The sequence below is a fragment of the Xanthomonas populi genome (genome assembly GCF_002940065.1).
GTDB lineage: Bacteria > Pseudomonadota > Gammaproteobacteria > Xanthomonadales > Xanthomonadaceae > Xanthomonas > Xanthomonas populi.
In genome coordinates, this window is the sequence record NZ_MDEJ01000102.1 from 1 (window position 1) to 14,688 (window position 14,688).

The following is a 14,688-nucleotide window of genomic DNA, read 5'->3' on the forward strand; positions in this document are numbered from 1 at the left end:
ATTTCGCGGCGGGTCTGCTTGCGCTTACCCAGACCCTCAGCGTCACCAAACGTCAGTTGCATGGATCACTCCTCAACGTACGAATGCCCAAGTCCGGGCCACCTTCTTCGAAGCGCGAAAACGCCGCGTCCGATTGCAGGTCAATGCGGATCTGCGGCTGCGCGCGACAGAAACGCGGCAGTCGCGGCAGTCGCGGCTGCCGCAGCAACAGCCAGCAATACGATAGCGAACGCAGTGTGGTCACGCGCAGCGCGATGGCGTCTTGGCGTGGATGCAGGTTGCCGGCCACCGCGGCGATCTCGGCCAGCGCGGCACTGGCGGCGTCGGCCAGTTGACGGCCCTCGGCGGTGAGCTTGACCTCGCGCGGCAAGCGCTGGAACAAGGTCGCGCCAGGTACTGCTCCGAGCTTGCGCACGTGGTGGCTGACCGCACTCGCGGTGAGATGCAATTCTTCGGCGGCATGCGCGAAGTTCTGATGGCGCGTGGCGGCGACACACACGCACAGCGCAGGTCACAGGGTGGGGCGCAGATTCATCGAGGCATAAGTGAGATGTGCTGCTCACCTGGAGACTACGCGCTTGTCGCGCCTGTAGTTGCAGCCGATGCTGCATGACCCCTTCGCGATGATCGTGCCATGTCCGTTTGCTTGCCCGGTGTTGTTTCCTGCGTTTTCAGCACATCACGGCAGCGCCCGGAGGCACATCCATGAGGGCACAACCGTCGACGCAGCCGGGTGCGGCAACACGCGAATGGCGCACCCCGCTGGAGCTTGGATTTCTCGGCATCGTCTGGGGTTGCTCGTTCCTGTTCATGCGCGTGGCCGCACCCAAGTTCGGCACCGTGGTGCTGGTGGAAATCCGATTGGCGCTCGGTGCATTGGTGCTGTTGCCGTTGCTGTGGCTGGCGCGCGAGCGTTTCCCCTTGCATCGCTGGCCGATGCTGGCGGCGATCGGCGTGCTCAATTCCGCGTTGCCGTTTTTGTTGTTTGCCTGGGGCGCGCAACATGCACCGGCCGCGGTGGGGGCGATCTGCAATGCGATGACAGTGTTGTTCACCGCATTGATCGCGTTTCTGTTTTTCGGCGAGAAGATCGGCACCCGTCGCGCGTTGGCGTTGCTGATCGGCTTTGTCGGCGTGCTGGTGTTGGCTACCGGCAAGTCGGCCGGACTGAGCGTTGGGCCTGCGGCACTGGCTGGCGCCTCCGCGTCGCTGCTGTACGGCATCGGCTCCAACCTGGTGAAGCGCCACATGGGCGATTTGCCACCGGCTGCATCGGCGGCATCTACATTGGGTTGCAGCGCGTTATTGCTGGCGCCGCTGGCGTGGTGGCAGTGGCCGACCACGCCTGTGCCGGCCGTGGCGTGGGCCTGCGCCACCGCGCTCGGCGTGGTGTGCACCGGGTTGGCGTTCCTGATGTATTACCGCCTGATCCAGCGTATCGGCCCGGCGCGTGCATCCACGGTGACCTATCTGGTGCCGGTGTTCGGCGCACTGCTGGCGTGGTCGCTGCTGGGCGAACCGTTGACGTGGACCATGCTGGTGGCCGCAGTGCTGATCCTCGGCAGCGTCGCTTTCAGTCAGCGCGCCCGCTGAGCAAGCGTGCAGAGTCGACAATGTCGGGGCCGACGTTGCTTTGACAATTACCGAATCTCAATTCAGCTCGCTGGCGGCGTACGCACCGGCAACGGCACATTGCACAGATCGATATGCCCGGCCGGGCGCTTGTAGAAATCGTCCTTGCGATTGCGGCGCGCTTCGGCCACATCGCGGAAGGTCTGGCTGTCGGTGCGCAATAGCTGCAATGGCGTGCGCTCGGGCAGCGGCACTTCGCTGGCCAGGCGAATGGCGCGGACCGGTGCGCGTTGCGCAGGGTCTTCGTAGAAACCCATCGGGTCCGGTCCGCGTGGCGTCACGCTCAATAATTCCATGCCTTTGACCACGCGGCCGACCACGGTGATGTTACGGTCCAGCTGGCGCGGCGATTGACCGGTAACCACGTACAACTCGGCGCCGATGCTGCTGTCTTCGTCGTTGTTGCGGCCGGCGCCCAGCGTGCCGTAGCAATGCGCCAGCCAGGTCTTGCCGGTGGCGCTGTCGCGCCCTACCGGAAAGCCATCGACAAAGCCGACCTGCGGCGCCCAGCCGTCGCTGTCGGGCAGGCGCTGGAAATTCAGGCCCTGCGATGCGCGTTCGAACTCGGCCGGCAGATGCGTTTTCGCCGAGCCCAGCGATTTGGCCTTGGCCGGCGTTTCGCCATCCGGGTCGCCGAACTGCACCACGAAGTTGTCCTGCGAGCGATAGAGGGTCAGCCCGTCCCAGAAGCGCTCGTGCGCCAGCGTGTGGATGTTGCCCACATGTGCAGGCGCAAATTGCGGCGCAAGTTCGATGATCACCCGGCCGCCATCCAGTTCCATGTACAGCGTGCGGTCCGGGTCGAGCACACGCCATGCGCTGGCCGGCGAGGCATCCAGAATCTGTTGCGGGCTGCGATAGGCCGCATTGGCGGTAGCGGGCAACAACAACGCGAGCAGGCAAGCGGAAGCTAAGTTGCGCAGGAGCATGAAGGCAGCCAGCAGAGAAGGTGACTGATTCTTGCCGACCACGCGCCAAGACGCAAAGCGGCTGTGCCACACAGCACGACGCCGGCGGATGTGCCGTGCCATCGGCCAGTTGCTTGCCGCGAAGGCGCGCTGCGGACGATGCACATACTGGCTGGTGCAGCGATCCGTGGCGTTCTTTCAACGTGCCGGTTTGCGCTTGACGTATAGCTGCTTGCGCACCCGCGCGACCACCTCGCGCTCACGGTTGTGCACGTCGTTTTCGAACCAGCGCAAATGTTTTTCGCCACTGGCAGTGGCTTCGCGCAATTCGGCGAGCATGCTGTCGTCGATGACGAAATCCGCAGTGACCGTGCCGCGCCCGGGTGTGACGAATTCGATACTGCCTGCCTTGTCCCACACGTAGTAGTCGCGCCCCAGGTTCTGCATGGTCAGCAGCATCCAGAACGGGTCGGTCATCGCAAACAGGCTGCCGCCGAAATGGGTGCCAACGTAGTTACGATTCCACGGCCGCTGGCGCAGCTCCACGCGTGCGTAGCGGTAATCGGCCGATAGCACCGTCACGTGGATGCCGGCGAACAGATACGGCGGCCACAGGTTGATGCCGAGCTTGAACAGTGAAGCGCGCATGCGACCAGATTCCATGGCGTGGGCAGATGCGTAGCATAACATTCGCATGCGTATGGAGGGCGGATCTACCGTGACGCCCGCATTGCATTCGCTTCGGCCCGGCACAATTGCAGCGAAGTGCCGGACACTGCCCACCACTTCGCCGATACATCGCAGCCCGGCCTTCGATCAGCCCGCGCGATGTTGCCGATGCGCTTAAAACATCACCATTTAGAACACCAACGACGACATCTTGCGGCGATAGCGTCCGACCAGATCTTCGTCTTCGATCACCCGGAACGCGTCGATCAGACTGCGACGCGGCAGGTTGTCGTCGAAGGCGCGGTCCTGCCGCAGCATGTCCAGGAACTGCTCCAGCGCAGCTTCGTCGTTGCCGTCGAGCAGGTGGCGTACGCCGAGCAGGTGGCGCGCGCGCAGGTCGGCGCCGTTGGCGGCCACTGCGACTTGCAACGCATCAGCATCCGGCGCGTCCTTGAGCACATTGGCAAAGCTCAGGCGGGCCTTGGCGCGCACCGCGCGGTCGTCGGTGGCCAGGTTGGCGGGCAGGGCGTCGATCAACTGCTCGGTCTCGGCGGTGCCGCCGGTCTTCAGTAGTGCCAGCGCCAGATCCAGATTGAGTTCGTCCTTGTCCGGCTCGGCGGCAATCGCTTCACGCAGCGCTACCGCCTGGTCCTGCGGGTCGAGCGGTGCTGGCTGAAGTTCTTCGACCACCTGCGCCTGCGCCGGCAATACACCCTGCTGGGTCAGGAATTCGCGGATCTGGCCTTCCGGCATCGCGCCCGGGAAGCCATCGACCAGCTCGCCGCCCTTGACCAGAAAGACCGTTGGCACCGAGCGGATCTGGAACGCGGCTGCGATCTGCTGCTCCTTGTCCACATCGACCTTGGCCAGCTCGAAGGCGCCGTTGTAGTCGGCGGCGAGCTTTTCCAGGATTGGCGTCAACGACTTGCACGGGCCGCACCAGGTGGCCCAGAAATCCACCAGTACTGGTGTCGTCAACGATTTCTGCAGGACCTCGGTCTCGAAGGTGTCGGTGGTGGCATCGAATACGTGCGGCTTGTCGGACATGGGCTTCCAGAATGATTGCGGCAACAGGAGCAGGTAATGGTGGCAAACCGGGCCGACACAAGGTTGGCCAAGATCAGGCCAACCGGCACAACGTTGGCGGTCGCTTGGCCGGCTGTCACGGCACAAGGGGTTCACGCCACGCCCGCCCGGCACGACAATGCCGCGTCATGGTGGCGCAGCCTGCGCCTGAGCTGGAGCAAGACGAATGGCGAGCATCGATGGCACCCAGCGCTACCTGGGCCTGATCGCGGCAACGGTGTTCGTGCTGGCGGTTGCAGGGTTCGGGGTGGCGCTGCCTGGCTACTTGCAAGCCAGCCACCCGGTGGCGTTATTGGGCGCAGACGGCATTCCGCACGCGCTGGGCTTCAACCTGCTGGCGTTCATGCTGGTCGGTGGGTTGGGCATGGCCACGGGCATCAGTGTGCTGGCGCGCATGCCGGCCAAATCCGGCTGGAGCTTGCGCGTGGGCGGGCAGTTGATCGTGCTGGCGGGCCTGGCGTTCCTGGGCATGGGCCTGCTGCCGCTGGATCCCACCGATCTGGATGGCCGCGCCAGCCAGGCCCACGCCACCGCCTGGCTGCTGTGGGCGGTGGCGTTCGTGCCCGCCATGCTGCTGATCGCCGCCGCGCTGCTCAGCCAGCCCAATACGCGCGCGCTGGCGTGGCTGAGTCTGGGCGCGGGGCTGCTGGTGGCGGTGCTGGCATTCGGGCCGGCAGGGCTGCTGCGCCAGGCGATTGCCCAGCGCGTGGCGTTCCTTGCCTGGGTGGGTTGGCTGGCGGTTGCCGGCTGGAGCTGGCCGGCCAAACCCGCCGTCTAACGCGCGCGTTTGGAGCACCTGCTGCACTGCGGTACCCTGTTCCGCTTTGCACCGCCCGAGCATATGCTCCCAATGTCCACCGTCGAACCGAACGTCTACGACCCGCAGCAGGTCGAAACCGCCGCCCAGCAGTTCTGGGATGCCACCCGCGCCTTCCAGGTCGACGAGACTTCGGACAAACCGAAGTTCTATTGCCTGTCGATGTTGCCGTACCCGTCCGGTGCGCTGCACATGGGCCATGTGCGCAACTACACCATTTCCGATGTGGTCAGCCGCTACAAGCGCATGACCGGCCACAACGTGCTGCAGCCGATGGGCTGGGATGCGTTCGGGTTGCCTGCGGAAAACGCGGCGATCAAGAACAAGACCGCGCCGGCCAAGTGGACCTACGCCAACATCGAACACATGCGCGGCCAGCTCAAATCGCTGGGCTACGCAATCGATTGGTCGCGCGAGTTCGCCACCTGCACGCCGGACTATTACGTGCACGAGCAGCGCATGTTCACCCGGCTGATGCGCAAGGGCCTGGCCTATCGCCGCAACGCGGTGGTGAACTGGGACCCGATCGATCAGACCGTGCTGGCCAACGAGCAGGTCATCGACGGCCGCGGCTGGCGCTCCGGCGCCTTGGTGGAAAAACGCGAGATTCCGCAGTGGTTTCTGCGCATCACCGATTACGCGCAGGAACTGCTCGACGGCCTGGATCAGTTGGACGGCTGGCCGGATTCGGTCAAGACCATGCAGCGCAATTGGATCGGCCGTTCGGAAGGGCTGGAAATCCAGTTCGACGTGCGCGACACCAACGGCGCGCCACTCGACCCGCTGCGTGTGTTCACCACCCGCCCGGACACGCTGATGGGCGTGACCTTCGTGTCGATCGCCGCCGAGCATCCGCTGGCGCTGCACGCGGCCAAATCCCACCCGGAACTGGCCGCGCTGCTGGAAACGCTCAAGCACGGCGGGGTCTCAGAAGCCGAGCTGGAAACCCAGGAAAAACGCGGCATGGCCACCGGCCTGACCGCAGTGCATCCGATCAGCGGCGAGCAGGTGCCGGTGTGGGTAGCCAACTTCGTGTTGATGGGTTACGGCACCGGCGCGGTGATGGCGGTTCCCGGCCACGACCAGCGCGATTTCGAATTCGCCAACAAATATGCCCTGCCGATCGTGCAGGTGGTCAAGCTGCGCGAGCCGCGTAACGAAGGCGAGCAGAGCTGGGATTCCGCCCAGTGGCGCGACTGGTACACCGACAAGAGCCGCGAACTGGAACTGGTCAATTCGGCCGAATTCGACGGGTTGGATGTCGGCGGCGCCTTCGAAGCGCTGGCCGAGCGTTTCGAGCGCAAGGGCCAGGGCCAGCGCCGGGTCAACTACCGCCTGCGCGACTGGGGCGTAAGCCGCCAGCGTTACTGGGGCTGCCCGATTCCGGTGATCTACTGCGCCAAGTGCGGCGCGGTGCCGGTGCCGGAAGACCAGTTACCGGTGGTGCTGCCGGAGAACGTGGAATTTGCCGGCACCGGCTCTCCGATCAAGACCGACCCCACCTGGCGCCAGACCACCTGCCCGGAGTGCGGCGGCCCGGCCGAGCGCGAGACCGACACCTTCGACACCTTCATGGAGTCGAGCTGGTACGTGGCGCGCTACACCAGCCCCAATGCACGCGACATGGTCGACCGCCGCGCCAACTACTGGATGCCGGCCGACCTGTACGTGGGCGGCATCGAACACGCCATCCTGCACCTGATGTATTTCCGCTTCTATCACAAGCTCATGCGCGACGCGCGGCTGGTGGACAGCGATGAACCGGTGACCAATCTGCTGACCCAGGGCATGGTCATCGCCGACACGTTCTATCGCGATGCCGACAACGGCGGCAAGGACTGGATCAACCCGGCCGATGTCGACATCCAGCGCGACGAGCGCGGCCGCGTCGCCGGCGCGGTGCTGATCGCCGATGGCCAGCCGGTCCACATCGGCGGCACCGAGAAGATGTCCAAGTCCAAGAACAACGGCGTGGACCCGCAGTCGATGGTGGCCAAGTACGGCGCCGACACTGTGCGCCTGTTTTCGATGTTTGCCGCACCGCCGGAACAATCGCTGGAATGGAACGAAGCCGGCGTAGACGGCATGGCGCGCTTCATGCGCCGGCTGTGGGCTCAGGTGCACAAACATGTGGGCGAGGGCACTGCTGCCGCGTTGGAGGTGACCAGCCTGAGCGCCGAGCAGAAGGCGATCCGCCGCAAGACCCACGAAACCATCGGCAAGGTCAGCGACGACTACGGCCGCCGCCACAGCTTCAACACCGCGATTGCGGCGGTGATGGAGTTGTCCAACGCACTGGCCAAGTTCGACGATGCCAGCGCGCAAGGGCGTGCTGTGCGTCAGGAAGCCCTGGAAGCGATGGTGCTGCTGCTCAATCCTATCACTCCGCACGCCAGCCACGCGCTCTGGCAGGCGCTGGGCCGTGGCGAGACGCTGCTGGAAGATGTGGCATTTCCGCAGGTCGATGCCGCCGCGCTGGTGCGCGACGCGTTGACGCTGGCGGTGCAGATCAACGGCAAGTTGCGCGGCACCATCGAGGTCGCAGCCGATGTCGGACGCGAGCAACTCGAAGCGCTGGCCCAGGCCGAGCCGAACGCCGCCAAGTTCCTGGAAGGCATGAGCGTGCGCAAGATCATCATCGTGCCCGGCAAGATCGTGAATATCGTGGCGGGGTGATTGGTTCTGATTGGTCGGGTTGCAGACGCCGTTCCGGGTAGTTCGCCTGATCGGCGTGGCGGCACGCAGGTAGGGTTGCTGCGGCGGTTCTTGGCGATTCATTGCACTGGCGCGGGTAAGGTGTCCGCGGCGGTTCTCTGCGATTCACTGCACTGGCGCGTGGCGGCACGTGGGTGGAGTTTCCGCAATGGTTGCTGGCAATTCCTTTCACTAGCGCGTGGCGAGGCGTTTGTCATCTTGGGCGCCGCGTTTTTATAGCGGCGCCTCTCAAGCCCCATTCACGCGGTGTCGGGCAGGCTGGCCGCCTGTTGCAGCCGCCGGGGCGCTCATCCAGACTGTGCCCATGATTCGATTTCCTACTGCCTTCGCTGCGTCCCTCGTGCTCGTCTTGAGCCTCACCGCCTGCGGCTTCCATCTGCGCAACTCGCTTGCGTTGCCGCCCGATACACCGGCGCTGAAGGTGCAGTCTGCCGTGCAGTACAGCGAGTTGGCCAAGCTGCTGCGGCGTGGCCTCAAAGCGGCCGGCGCCGCCTTGGCCGACGAAGACGCCAAGACCGGCTTTGCGCAGGTGCAGGTGTTGTCCGAGCGCTGGGGCGATCTGCCGATCGCCATCGACAGCCAGGGCCGCGCCCAGGAATACAGCCTGCGCTACGCCACCATCTTCACAGTCACCACCGCCAATGGCGCGGTGCTGGTGCCGCAGCAGGTGATCGAGCTGTCGCGCGACTACGTGTCGCCACCGGTGGACGCCACCGGTACCGCGACCGAGCGCGAGATCCTCGCCGACGAATTGCGCAAGGACATGTCGGCCTCGATCCTGCGTCGCATCGACAGCGTGGTGCGTGCACGCGTGCAACGCGGCGAGACGTTGGAAAGCACACCGACCGCGCCGCTGCCGCAGGCTCCCACGCCGCCGGTGCAGCCGTCGCCGACGCCCGAATCGAGCGTGCCGGCCTCGTTGCCGCCTGCGCCGCAGCCGTCGTCGAATAACTAAGCGTCGCGCTTTCTCAGCCATGGAACTTCGCCCCGAGCAGCTTGCCGGCCAGTCCAATCAGCCGTTGCAGCCGGTCTATCTGATCGCCGGCCCCGAGACGCTGCGGGTCTTGGAAGCTGCCGATGCAGTGCGCGCACGTGCGCGCGCCGAGGGCATCGGTGAGCGTGAAGTGTTCGACGCCGATGGCCGCGATTTCGACTGGAACCAGCTCGACGCGACCTTCAACGCGCCCAGCCTGTTCAGCCCACGCCGGCTGGTGGAAGTGCGCCTGCCCAGCGGCAAGCCGGGCAAGGACGGCGCCGAGGTCATCACCCGTTTTTGCACCAATCCGCCGCCGGACGTGGTGCTGCTGATCACCGCCAACGACTGGAGCAAGGCGCACCAGGGCAAGTGGGCCGATGCGGTCGGCCGCGTCGGCACCATTGCGGTGGCCTGGGCGATCAAGCCGCACGAATTGTCCGACTGGATCGAGCGCCGCCTGCGCAGCCAGGGCCTGCGTGCGGACGCCGCCGCCGTGCAGCGCCTGAGCGAGCGGGTAGAAGGCAATCTGCTCGCCGCCGCGCAGGAGATCGACAAGTTGGTGCTGCTGGCTGACGGCAAGGTGATCGATCTGGACGCGATGGAATCTCTGGTCGCCGATGCCGCCCGCTACGACGTGTTCCGGCTGGCCGAAACCTCCTTATCCGGGCAGCCGGCCGCAGTGATCCGCACGCTCGCCGGCCTGCGCGCCGAGGGCGAGGCGGTGGCCGCGCTGCTGCCGATCCTGATCAAGGAACTGCTGCGCACCGCGTCACTGGCGAAAGTGCAGGCCAACGGCGGCAACCTCGCCGCCGAAATGAAAGCGCAAGGGCTGTGGGAATCGCGCCAGGCCCCGTTCAAGCGCGCGCTGCAACGGCACCCGGAACCACGCCGCTGGGAACGCTTCGTCGCCGAAGCCGGCTTGGTCGACCGCATGGCCAAAGGCCGCGCAGACGGCGACCCCTGGGTCGGCCTGGAACGCTTGCTGGTGGCCGTGGCCGAAGCCCGTGCGGTGAGATTGTTGGCGTGAAGGCCTGGAAAGCCGGGACCGGGGACCGGGGACCGGGGGGCAGGGAAAGCGCACGTCCGGAGCATGGTGCGCAGGCCGGTACCGTTGCTGTTCCCCGGTCCCTGTTCCCCGGTCCCCGGTCCCGACTGCAGCTCTACTACGGCGGCACCTTCGACCCGATCCACCTGGGTCACCTCGCCATCGCCTGCGCCGCGCGCGACGAACTGGGCGCGCGCGTGCATCTGGTGCCGGCCGCTGACCCGCCGCATCGCTGCGCACCGGGCGCCACCGCCGCGCAGCGCGCACGCATGCTGGAACTGGCGCTCGCCGACATGCCGGGGCTGGGACTGGACACCCGCGAACTGCGCCGCGCAAGCCGGGGTGGCCCACCGTCCTACACCGTCGATACCTTGCGCGAATTGCGCCACGCACTCGGCGCTGCAACGCCGATCGCCTGGCTGCTGGGCGCCGATGCCTTTGTCGGTCTGAGCAGTTGGCATCGGTGGGAGGCGCTGTTCGAGCTGGCGCATTTCGTCGTTGCCGAGCGTCCAGGCGTACCGCTGGATCTGGCAGATGTGCCGCAGCTTGCCGAGGCAGTGCAGGGCAGATGGGCTGCCGGTGCGAGCGAACTTGGCATCACGCCGGCCGGCCGTCTGTGGCGTCTGCATCAACCGTTGCGCGGCGAATCGGCCAGCGCAGTGCGCTCGTGCATCGCCACCGGCGGCGACTGGCAGGCGCTGGTGCCGCAGTCGGTGGCAGCGTTTATCGCGCGCGAATGCCTCTACGGCGACGCGCCTCCGGCTAGCTGAACACGCGTCGGGCCGGACCGGCCTATAATTCACGCTAATTCCATCGAGTCGTCCGCTTTGACCACCCAAGCCCAAGTCGTCAAGACCTCCATTCCGACCCCGCCGCCGTCCGTGCCGGCCCTGTTGGCCACCGTGCGCGATGCCGTGGAGGAGCTCAAAGCCAAGGACGTGGTCGAGATCGATGTGCGCGGCAAGTCCAGCGTCTGCGATTACATGGTGGTCGCCTCGGGCACCTCGACCCGTCACGTCAAGTCGATCGGCGAAGAAGTGGTCAAGTTCGCCAAGCGTCTGGACGTGATGCCGCTGGGCGTTGAGGGCGAGCGCGAAGCCGAATGGGTGCTGGTCGACCTGGGCGATGTGGTGGTGCACGTGATGCTGCCGCGCGTGCGCGAGTTCTACGCGCTGGAGCGCCTGTGGACCGTGGGCGACCAGCGGCCGGACGATGTGGATGCCGATCCCGAGGATTAACTGACCTACGGTATGGCCAGAAAATCCCAAGCCCAGACCGATGTGCCTGCCTCGCAGGTGCTGCAACAACTGCGTGGCCAACCGGTGCAGGCCGCCGCGCAGCCGCTGTCGCCGGCGCGCAAACGCTTCGACCGTTTGCTGCGCGATCTGGAGCGTCATCGCAATGAACTGCAAGCCTGGCAGGTGGCGCTCACGCGCTGGCGCGAGCGCTATCACACCGAGCTGCAGCCCTTGCTCGATCATCGGCGCGCTGCCGATGTCGCGCTGGTCGAGGAACTCGATCGAGCGCACGCCACGATCAAGCTGAGCAAGGCCGACCGTGCGTTTCTGTCCGAGCTGCTCTGCGATATCGCCGGCCCGCTGATCGAAGCGGGGCACGAGGCGCTGCGGCCGATCTACGATCGCCACAGCGTCATGGGCTACGACCAGGAAGTGTCCGAATCCGATGCACTGATGAAGCAGATTCTCGGCCAGGCCTATGGACTGGATGCCGACGAACTGGACGCAATCGACTCGCCTGAAGCGTTGTACGAGCGCGTCAGCGAGCGCTTGGAGCAGGAGCGCGTGCAGCAACAGCAACGCCAGGCGCAACGCCGCAAGCGTGCCGACAAAAAAGCGGTTGTGGAGAGTGCCGCAGCGCCGCCGTTACGCGAGCTGTATCGCAAGCTTGCCGGCAATTTGCATCCGGACCGCGCCAAGGACAGCGAGGACCACGCCTCGCGCACCATCCTGATGCAGCGGCTCAATGCCGCTTACAAGGCTGGCGATCTGCTCGGCTTGCTCGAACTGCAGGCCGAGATCGGCCTGTTGGACGCGCAAGGTGTGGATGCGATGAGCGCCGCTCGGCTGCAGGACTACAACCGCGAGTTGGACCGGCAGTGCAAGGACCTGCAACAGCAGGTGCAGCAGCAGGCGTGCAACTTCTGCGAGGAGTATGGATTGGACCTGCCATCGCGACCCAAGCCGGAGCGGTTGAGCAGATTGATGGCGCAACTCAAGCGCGATGTCGAGGACGATTTGATGGACGCGCGCCAGGGCCTGCGCGAACTGGCCGATCCGCAATCGCTGAAGCGCTGGTTGAAGCTGCAGCGCGCCATGTCGAGCGCGCAAGACGCCCCCTGGTTCTAAAGCGCGGTTTTAGCGTGTTGCCAGCGTGTAGGCGGTGCGCCTGGCGGTATCACCGCAGTGGCCGCACCCACGTGCCAGTCACGCATCGTTCGCTTGCGGCCTTCCGCAAGCCATTGGGTCAACGCTGCCGAATGGATGCTGGTCCGTTCGGCAGTGGTGGCCTCGGCTAATTTCTTGTACAGGCCGGCTTACAAAAGCCGGCTTACAAAAGGCAGGCTCCTAATTGCAGGCCCACCACGGCAGGCTCACAGTGGCCCGCGCTCCCACGGCCCGGTGATCGCCAGTGTGATGCCCGGCGTCTGTATGTTGACGAACAAGGTGCGCGCCAATGGATCCCAGCACGCGCCGCAGAACTCGGTGTCGCGGTAATCGCCTTCGGCAATGGTCTTGCCCGCATCGGCGATCTGCTGCGAGGTGAGCTGTACGTTCTGGAACTGCTAGCCGATGCTTGCCACGGTGAGATCGGCATTGCGGCGCCCTCGCACACGTGCGGCCTGCAGTCGCCCGCCATTTTCCAATGAGCCATTGCGGCCGCGACGGTCGTTGGGGATGAAGCGATACAGGCCGGCCTTGTTGCGATCGTCTTCGGTGAGATAGACGATGCCGGTGCGCGGATCGATTGCCACCGCCTCATGGCTGAAGCGGCCCAGCCCGACCAGCGGGCGCCCGGTGGTGTGCTGGCTGTCCGGGTCCACTTCGAACACATAGCCGTGCTTGCGACCGGCGCTGGAGACCGCATTGGTCTTGATCTCTTCGTAGCTCAACCAGGTGCCCCACGGCGTGGGGCCACCGGCGCAGTTGACCAGCGTGCCGCCCAGGCTCGGTTCCAGGCTGCCCCAGCCGCGGCGGCCGTAGCTCAGCGTGGTGGTGCCGCCACCAGCCAGTTGGGTGCCGCTGACGATGCCGGTGTCGTACATCGCTGGGGCGCGGAACGGCGTGGTCGCACCGCGCTCGTGGTTGCGGATCAGCACATATTCCAGGCCGCGCAGCGGGTCGCTGCCGGAGCGCCAGTCGGGCCGCCGCAGGCCGACCACGGCCATGCCGTCATGGCGGTCGGGGCAGGGCTGACCATCGTCCATGCGATCGCCGCTCCAGCCGAACGAGCGTTAGCTGAAACCGCGCGGCAGCTGCAGCAACGGCAGCCCGGCGCTCTGGTCGGCGACCGGGGCGAGCGGGCCATAACGGCTGGGTACTGGTGCCAGCTGCAGCGGCGGCGGGGTGCTGGTGGCGGCCTGGGCCTGGCGCGATTGCAGCGCGCCCAAGCTGCCAAGCGCACCGGCGGCCATCGCGGCAGCGCTGCCTTTGAGCACCTGGCGGCGGGCGGGATCGAAAATCGGCATCGAAAGACTCCTGCGGGCCGGGTGGTCCGCCGACGCTAGATGCCCGCTGTAACCGCACCATGACACCGCCGTGATCGACCTGGTTCCGATCCCCAAGCTGTGACGCGAATATCATGTAGCGATGAAATGCCGACTCATCGCTACCGGCGAGCGCGCACCGGCCTGGGTGGCGCAGGGCTTTGCCGACTATCAGAAACGTCTGTCGCACTGGATGCCGTTGGAGCTGGTTGAAATCGAACCTGGCCTGCGCGGCAAGGGCCGCGACACGCAACGCGCCACCGACGACGAAGGTCGCCGCGTGCTCGCCGCGCTGCCCAAGAACGCCTATGTGGTCGCGCTCGACATCCCGGGTCGCCCACTCAGTTCGGAACAGCTGGCCCAACGCATGCAGCATTGGCGCGGGCAAGGCCGCGATCTGGCGTTTCTGATCGGCGGCCCCGAAGGTCACGCCGCCGATGTACTGAAAACCGCCAGCGAAAGCTGGTCGATCGGCCCGCTGACACTGCCGCACATGCTGGTGCGCCTGATCGTCGCCGAGCAGTTGTATCGCGCTGCGGCGATGCTGGCCAATCATCCGTATCACCGCGCGTGAGTGGTCAGTGCGGTTTGGTGGTGCGCGAATAACTGGTGCCGTTGTCTGCGTTGGTCACCAGCCAGTCATGGCTGCGTCGGATCATGCGGGCTGCTGCGCCTGCGTCGCGAGCACTCATCAGCCCATCAGGCGCATGCGGGCGACAACGAGAACTTGATCGCACGCGTAGGTGCGCCCAAAGCGCATGCCACGCGGGTCCGATAGCTGCGAAGTGCTTGGGGTTTGCCATTGCTTGCCGCCGCGATTCCACAAGCGTGACCCGGTAGCAGACGATGGTCGTCAAGAACGCGTGCTGCGTTGCCGTCTCGGGTCGCGATCCCGCGATGTCACGCCGTCGTTGGCGCTTCCCATCAAGACGCGCAATGTTTCGTGTGAGGGCTGATAGCCAGAGCCGTTCGCGCAACGCTCGACTGTGCGGCGACCCAGAGGCCGAGTCGCCGCACTTGCGTACCACTCAATCCAGGGCACCTCGAACAACCAAGTCGTAGCCGTGGTGACACGTACTGGATGATGACCATACCTTCAAAAAATCATCGATCTGA

At 65.6% G+C, this 14,688-nt stretch carries 12 protein-coding genes and 2 pseudogenes; 9 read left to right on the top strand and 5 right to left on the bottom strand.

The features are described 5' to 3' along the window. Positions 1 to 79: 79 nt before the first annotated feature. Positions 80 to 505 (bottom strand): annotated as a pseudogene (locus tag XpopCFBP1817_RS15105) (LysR family transcriptional regulator); the annotation flags it as partial. A gap of 200 nt (positions 506 to 705) precedes the next feature. Here XpopCFBP1817_RS15105 and XpopCFBP1817_RS15110 point away from each other — a divergent pair. Further along, positions 706 to 1,593, top strand: coding sequence for a DMT family transporter (locus XpopCFBP1817_RS15110; protein WP_128417728.1), 888 nt, complete (start codon positions 706 to 708; stop codon positions 1,591 to 1,593). A 62-nt stretch (positions 1,594 to 1,655) separates the two neighbouring features. Here XpopCFBP1817_RS15110 and XpopCFBP1817_RS15115 read toward each other — a convergent pair whose 3' ends face one another. The 3 genes from XpopCFBP1817_RS15115 to trxA all read right to left on the bottom strand — a co-directional run bounded on the left by XpopCFBP1817_RS15115 (position 1,656) and on the right by trxA (position 4,256). Next, positions 1,656 to 2,561, bottom strand: a complete 906-nt coding sequence (locus XpopCFBP1817_RS15115) for a peptidylprolyl isomerase (protein WP_128417729.1) — start codon at positions 2,559 to 2,561, stop codon at positions 1,656 to 1,658. 177 nt (positions 2,562 to 2,738) lie between these two features. Then, positions 2,739 to 3,188, bottom strand: coding sequence for a DUF4442 domain-containing protein (locus tag XpopCFBP1817_RS15120; protein ID WP_128417730.1), 450 nt, complete (start codon positions 3,186 to 3,188; stop codon positions 2,739 to 2,741). A 210-nt stretch (positions 3,189 to 3,398) separates the two neighbouring features. Then, positions 3,399 to 4,256 carry a thioredoxin gene (trxA, locus tag XpopCFBP1817_RS15125; protein WP_128417731.1) on the bottom strand — a complete coding sequence of 286 codons (858 nt, stop codon included), beginning with the start codon at positions 4,254 to 4,256 and terminating at the stop codon, positions 3,399 to 3,401. Positions 4,257 to 4,461: 205 nt separating this feature from the next. Here trxA and XpopCFBP1817_RS15130 point away from each other — a divergent pair, with 205 nt between their 5' ends. The 7 genes from XpopCFBP1817_RS15130 to XpopCFBP1817_RS15160 all read left to right on the top strand — a co-directional run bounded on the left by XpopCFBP1817_RS15130 (position 4,462) and on the right by XpopCFBP1817_RS15160 (position 12,214). Continuing rightward, positions 4,462 to 5,073 carry a DUF998 domain-containing protein gene (locus tag XpopCFBP1817_RS15130; protein ID WP_128417732.1) on the top strand — a complete coding sequence of 204 codons (612 nt, stop codon included), beginning with the start codon at positions 4,462 to 4,464 and terminating at the stop codon, positions 5,071 to 5,073. Positions 5,074 to 5,145: 72 nt separating this feature from the next. Continuing rightward, positions 5,146 to 7,788: a leucine--tRNA ligase gene (gene leuS, locus XpopCFBP1817_RS15135; RefSeq protein WP_128417733.1), complete on the top strand. Its 2,643-nt coding sequence runs from the start codon at positions 5,146 to 5,148 to the stop codon at positions 7,786 to 7,788. A 343-nt stretch (positions 7,789 to 8,131) separates the two neighbouring features. After that, complete coding sequence (locus XpopCFBP1817_RS15140) at positions 8,132 to 8,782, top strand: LPS-assembly lipoprotein LptE (RefSeq protein WP_128417734.1); 651 nt, start codon at positions 8,132 to 8,134, stop codon at positions 8,780 to 8,782. A 19-nt stretch (positions 8,783 to 8,801) separates the two neighbouring features. Beyond that, a complete protein-coding gene (gene holA, locus XpopCFBP1817_RS15145) occupies positions 8,802 to 9,830 on the top strand; it encodes a DNA polymerase III subunit delta (protein ID WP_128417735.1) in 1,029 nt (342 codons plus the stop codon). Then, positions 9,827 to 10,618, top strand: a complete 792-nt coding sequence (gene nadD, locus XpopCFBP1817_RS15150) for a nicotinate-nucleotide adenylyltransferase (protein WP_128417736.1) — start codon at positions 9,827 to 9,829, stop codon at positions 10,616 to 10,618. The genes holA and nadD overlap by 4 nt, the downstream gene beginning before the upstream one ends. 57 nt (positions 10,619 to 10,675) lie before the next feature. Then, positions 10,676 to 11,086, top strand: a complete 411-nt coding sequence (rsfS, locus tag XpopCFBP1817_RS15155; protein WP_128417737.1) for a ribosome silencing factor — start codon at positions 10,676 to 10,678, stop codon at positions 11,084 to 11,086. A 12-nt stretch (positions 11,087 to 11,098) separates the two neighbouring features. Further along, the gene (locus XpopCFBP1817_RS15160) at positions 11,099 to 12,214 is read left to right on the top strand and encodes a J domain-containing protein (protein WP_128417738.1); all 1,116 of its coding nucleotides are present in this window, start codon (positions 11,099 to 11,101) and stop codon (positions 12,212 to 12,214) included. 245 nt (positions 12,215 to 12,459) lie between these two features. On the opposite strand, the pseudogene XpopCFBP1817_RS15165 reads toward XpopCFBP1817_RS15160, so the two are convergent. Continuing rightward, a pseudogene (locus XpopCFBP1817_RS15165) lies at positions 12,460 to 13,554 on the bottom strand (alkaline phosphatase PhoX). 121 nt (positions 13,555 to 13,675) lie between these two features. On the opposite strand from XpopCFBP1817_RS15165, the gene rlmH reads away from it, so the two are divergent. Further along, complete coding sequence (gene rlmH, locus XpopCFBP1817_RS15170) at positions 13,676 to 14,146, top strand: 23S rRNA (pseudouridine(1915)-N(3))-methyltransferase RlmH (RefSeq protein WP_128417739.1); 471 nt, start codon at positions 13,676 to 13,678, stop codon at positions 14,144 to 14,146. Positions 14,147 to 14,688 lie beyond the last annotated feature (542 nt).

Excerpts from the sequence above, each read along its gene's own strand:
- XpopCFBP1817_RS15110 (WP_128417728.1), top strand. The coding sequence starts at position 706 with ATGAGGGCACAACCGTCGACGCAGCCGGGTGCGGCAACACGCGAATGG.
- XpopCFBP1817_RS15115 (WP_128417729.1), bottom strand. The coding sequence starts at position 2,561 with ATGCTCCTGCGCAACTTAGCTTCCGCTTGCCTGCTCGCGTTGTTGTTG.
- XpopCFBP1817_RS15120 (WP_128417730.1), bottom strand. The coding sequence starts at position 3,188 with ATGCGCGCTTCACTGTTCAAGCTCGGCATCAACCTGTGGCCGCCGTAT.
- trxA (WP_128417731.1), bottom strand. The coding sequence starts at position 4,256 with ATGTCCGACAAGCCGCACGTATTCGATGCCACCACCGACACCTTCGAG.
- XpopCFBP1817_RS15130 (WP_128417732.1), top strand. The coding sequence starts at position 4,462 with ATGGCGAGCATCGATGGCACCCAGCGCTACCTGGGCCTGATCGCGGCA.
- leuS (WP_128417733.1), top strand. The coding sequence starts at position 5,146 with ATGTCCACCGTCGAACCGAACGTCTACGACCCGCAGCAGGTCGAAACC.
- XpopCFBP1817_RS15140 (WP_128417734.1), top strand. The coding sequence starts at position 8,132 with ATGATTCGATTTCCTACTGCCTTCGCTGCGTCCCTCGTGCTCGTCTTG.
- holA (WP_128417735.1), top strand. The coding sequence starts at position 8,802 with ATGGAACTTCGCCCCGAGCAGCTTGCCGGCCAGTCCAATCAGCCGTTG.
- XpopCFBP1817_RS15160 (WP_128417738.1), top strand. The coding sequence starts at position 11,099 with ATGGCCAGAAAATCCCAAGCCCAGACCGATGTGCCTGCCTCGCAGGTG.
- rlmH (WP_128417739.1), top strand. The coding sequence starts at position 13,676 with ATGAAATGCCGACTCATCGCTACCGGCGAGCGCGCACCGGCCTGGGTG.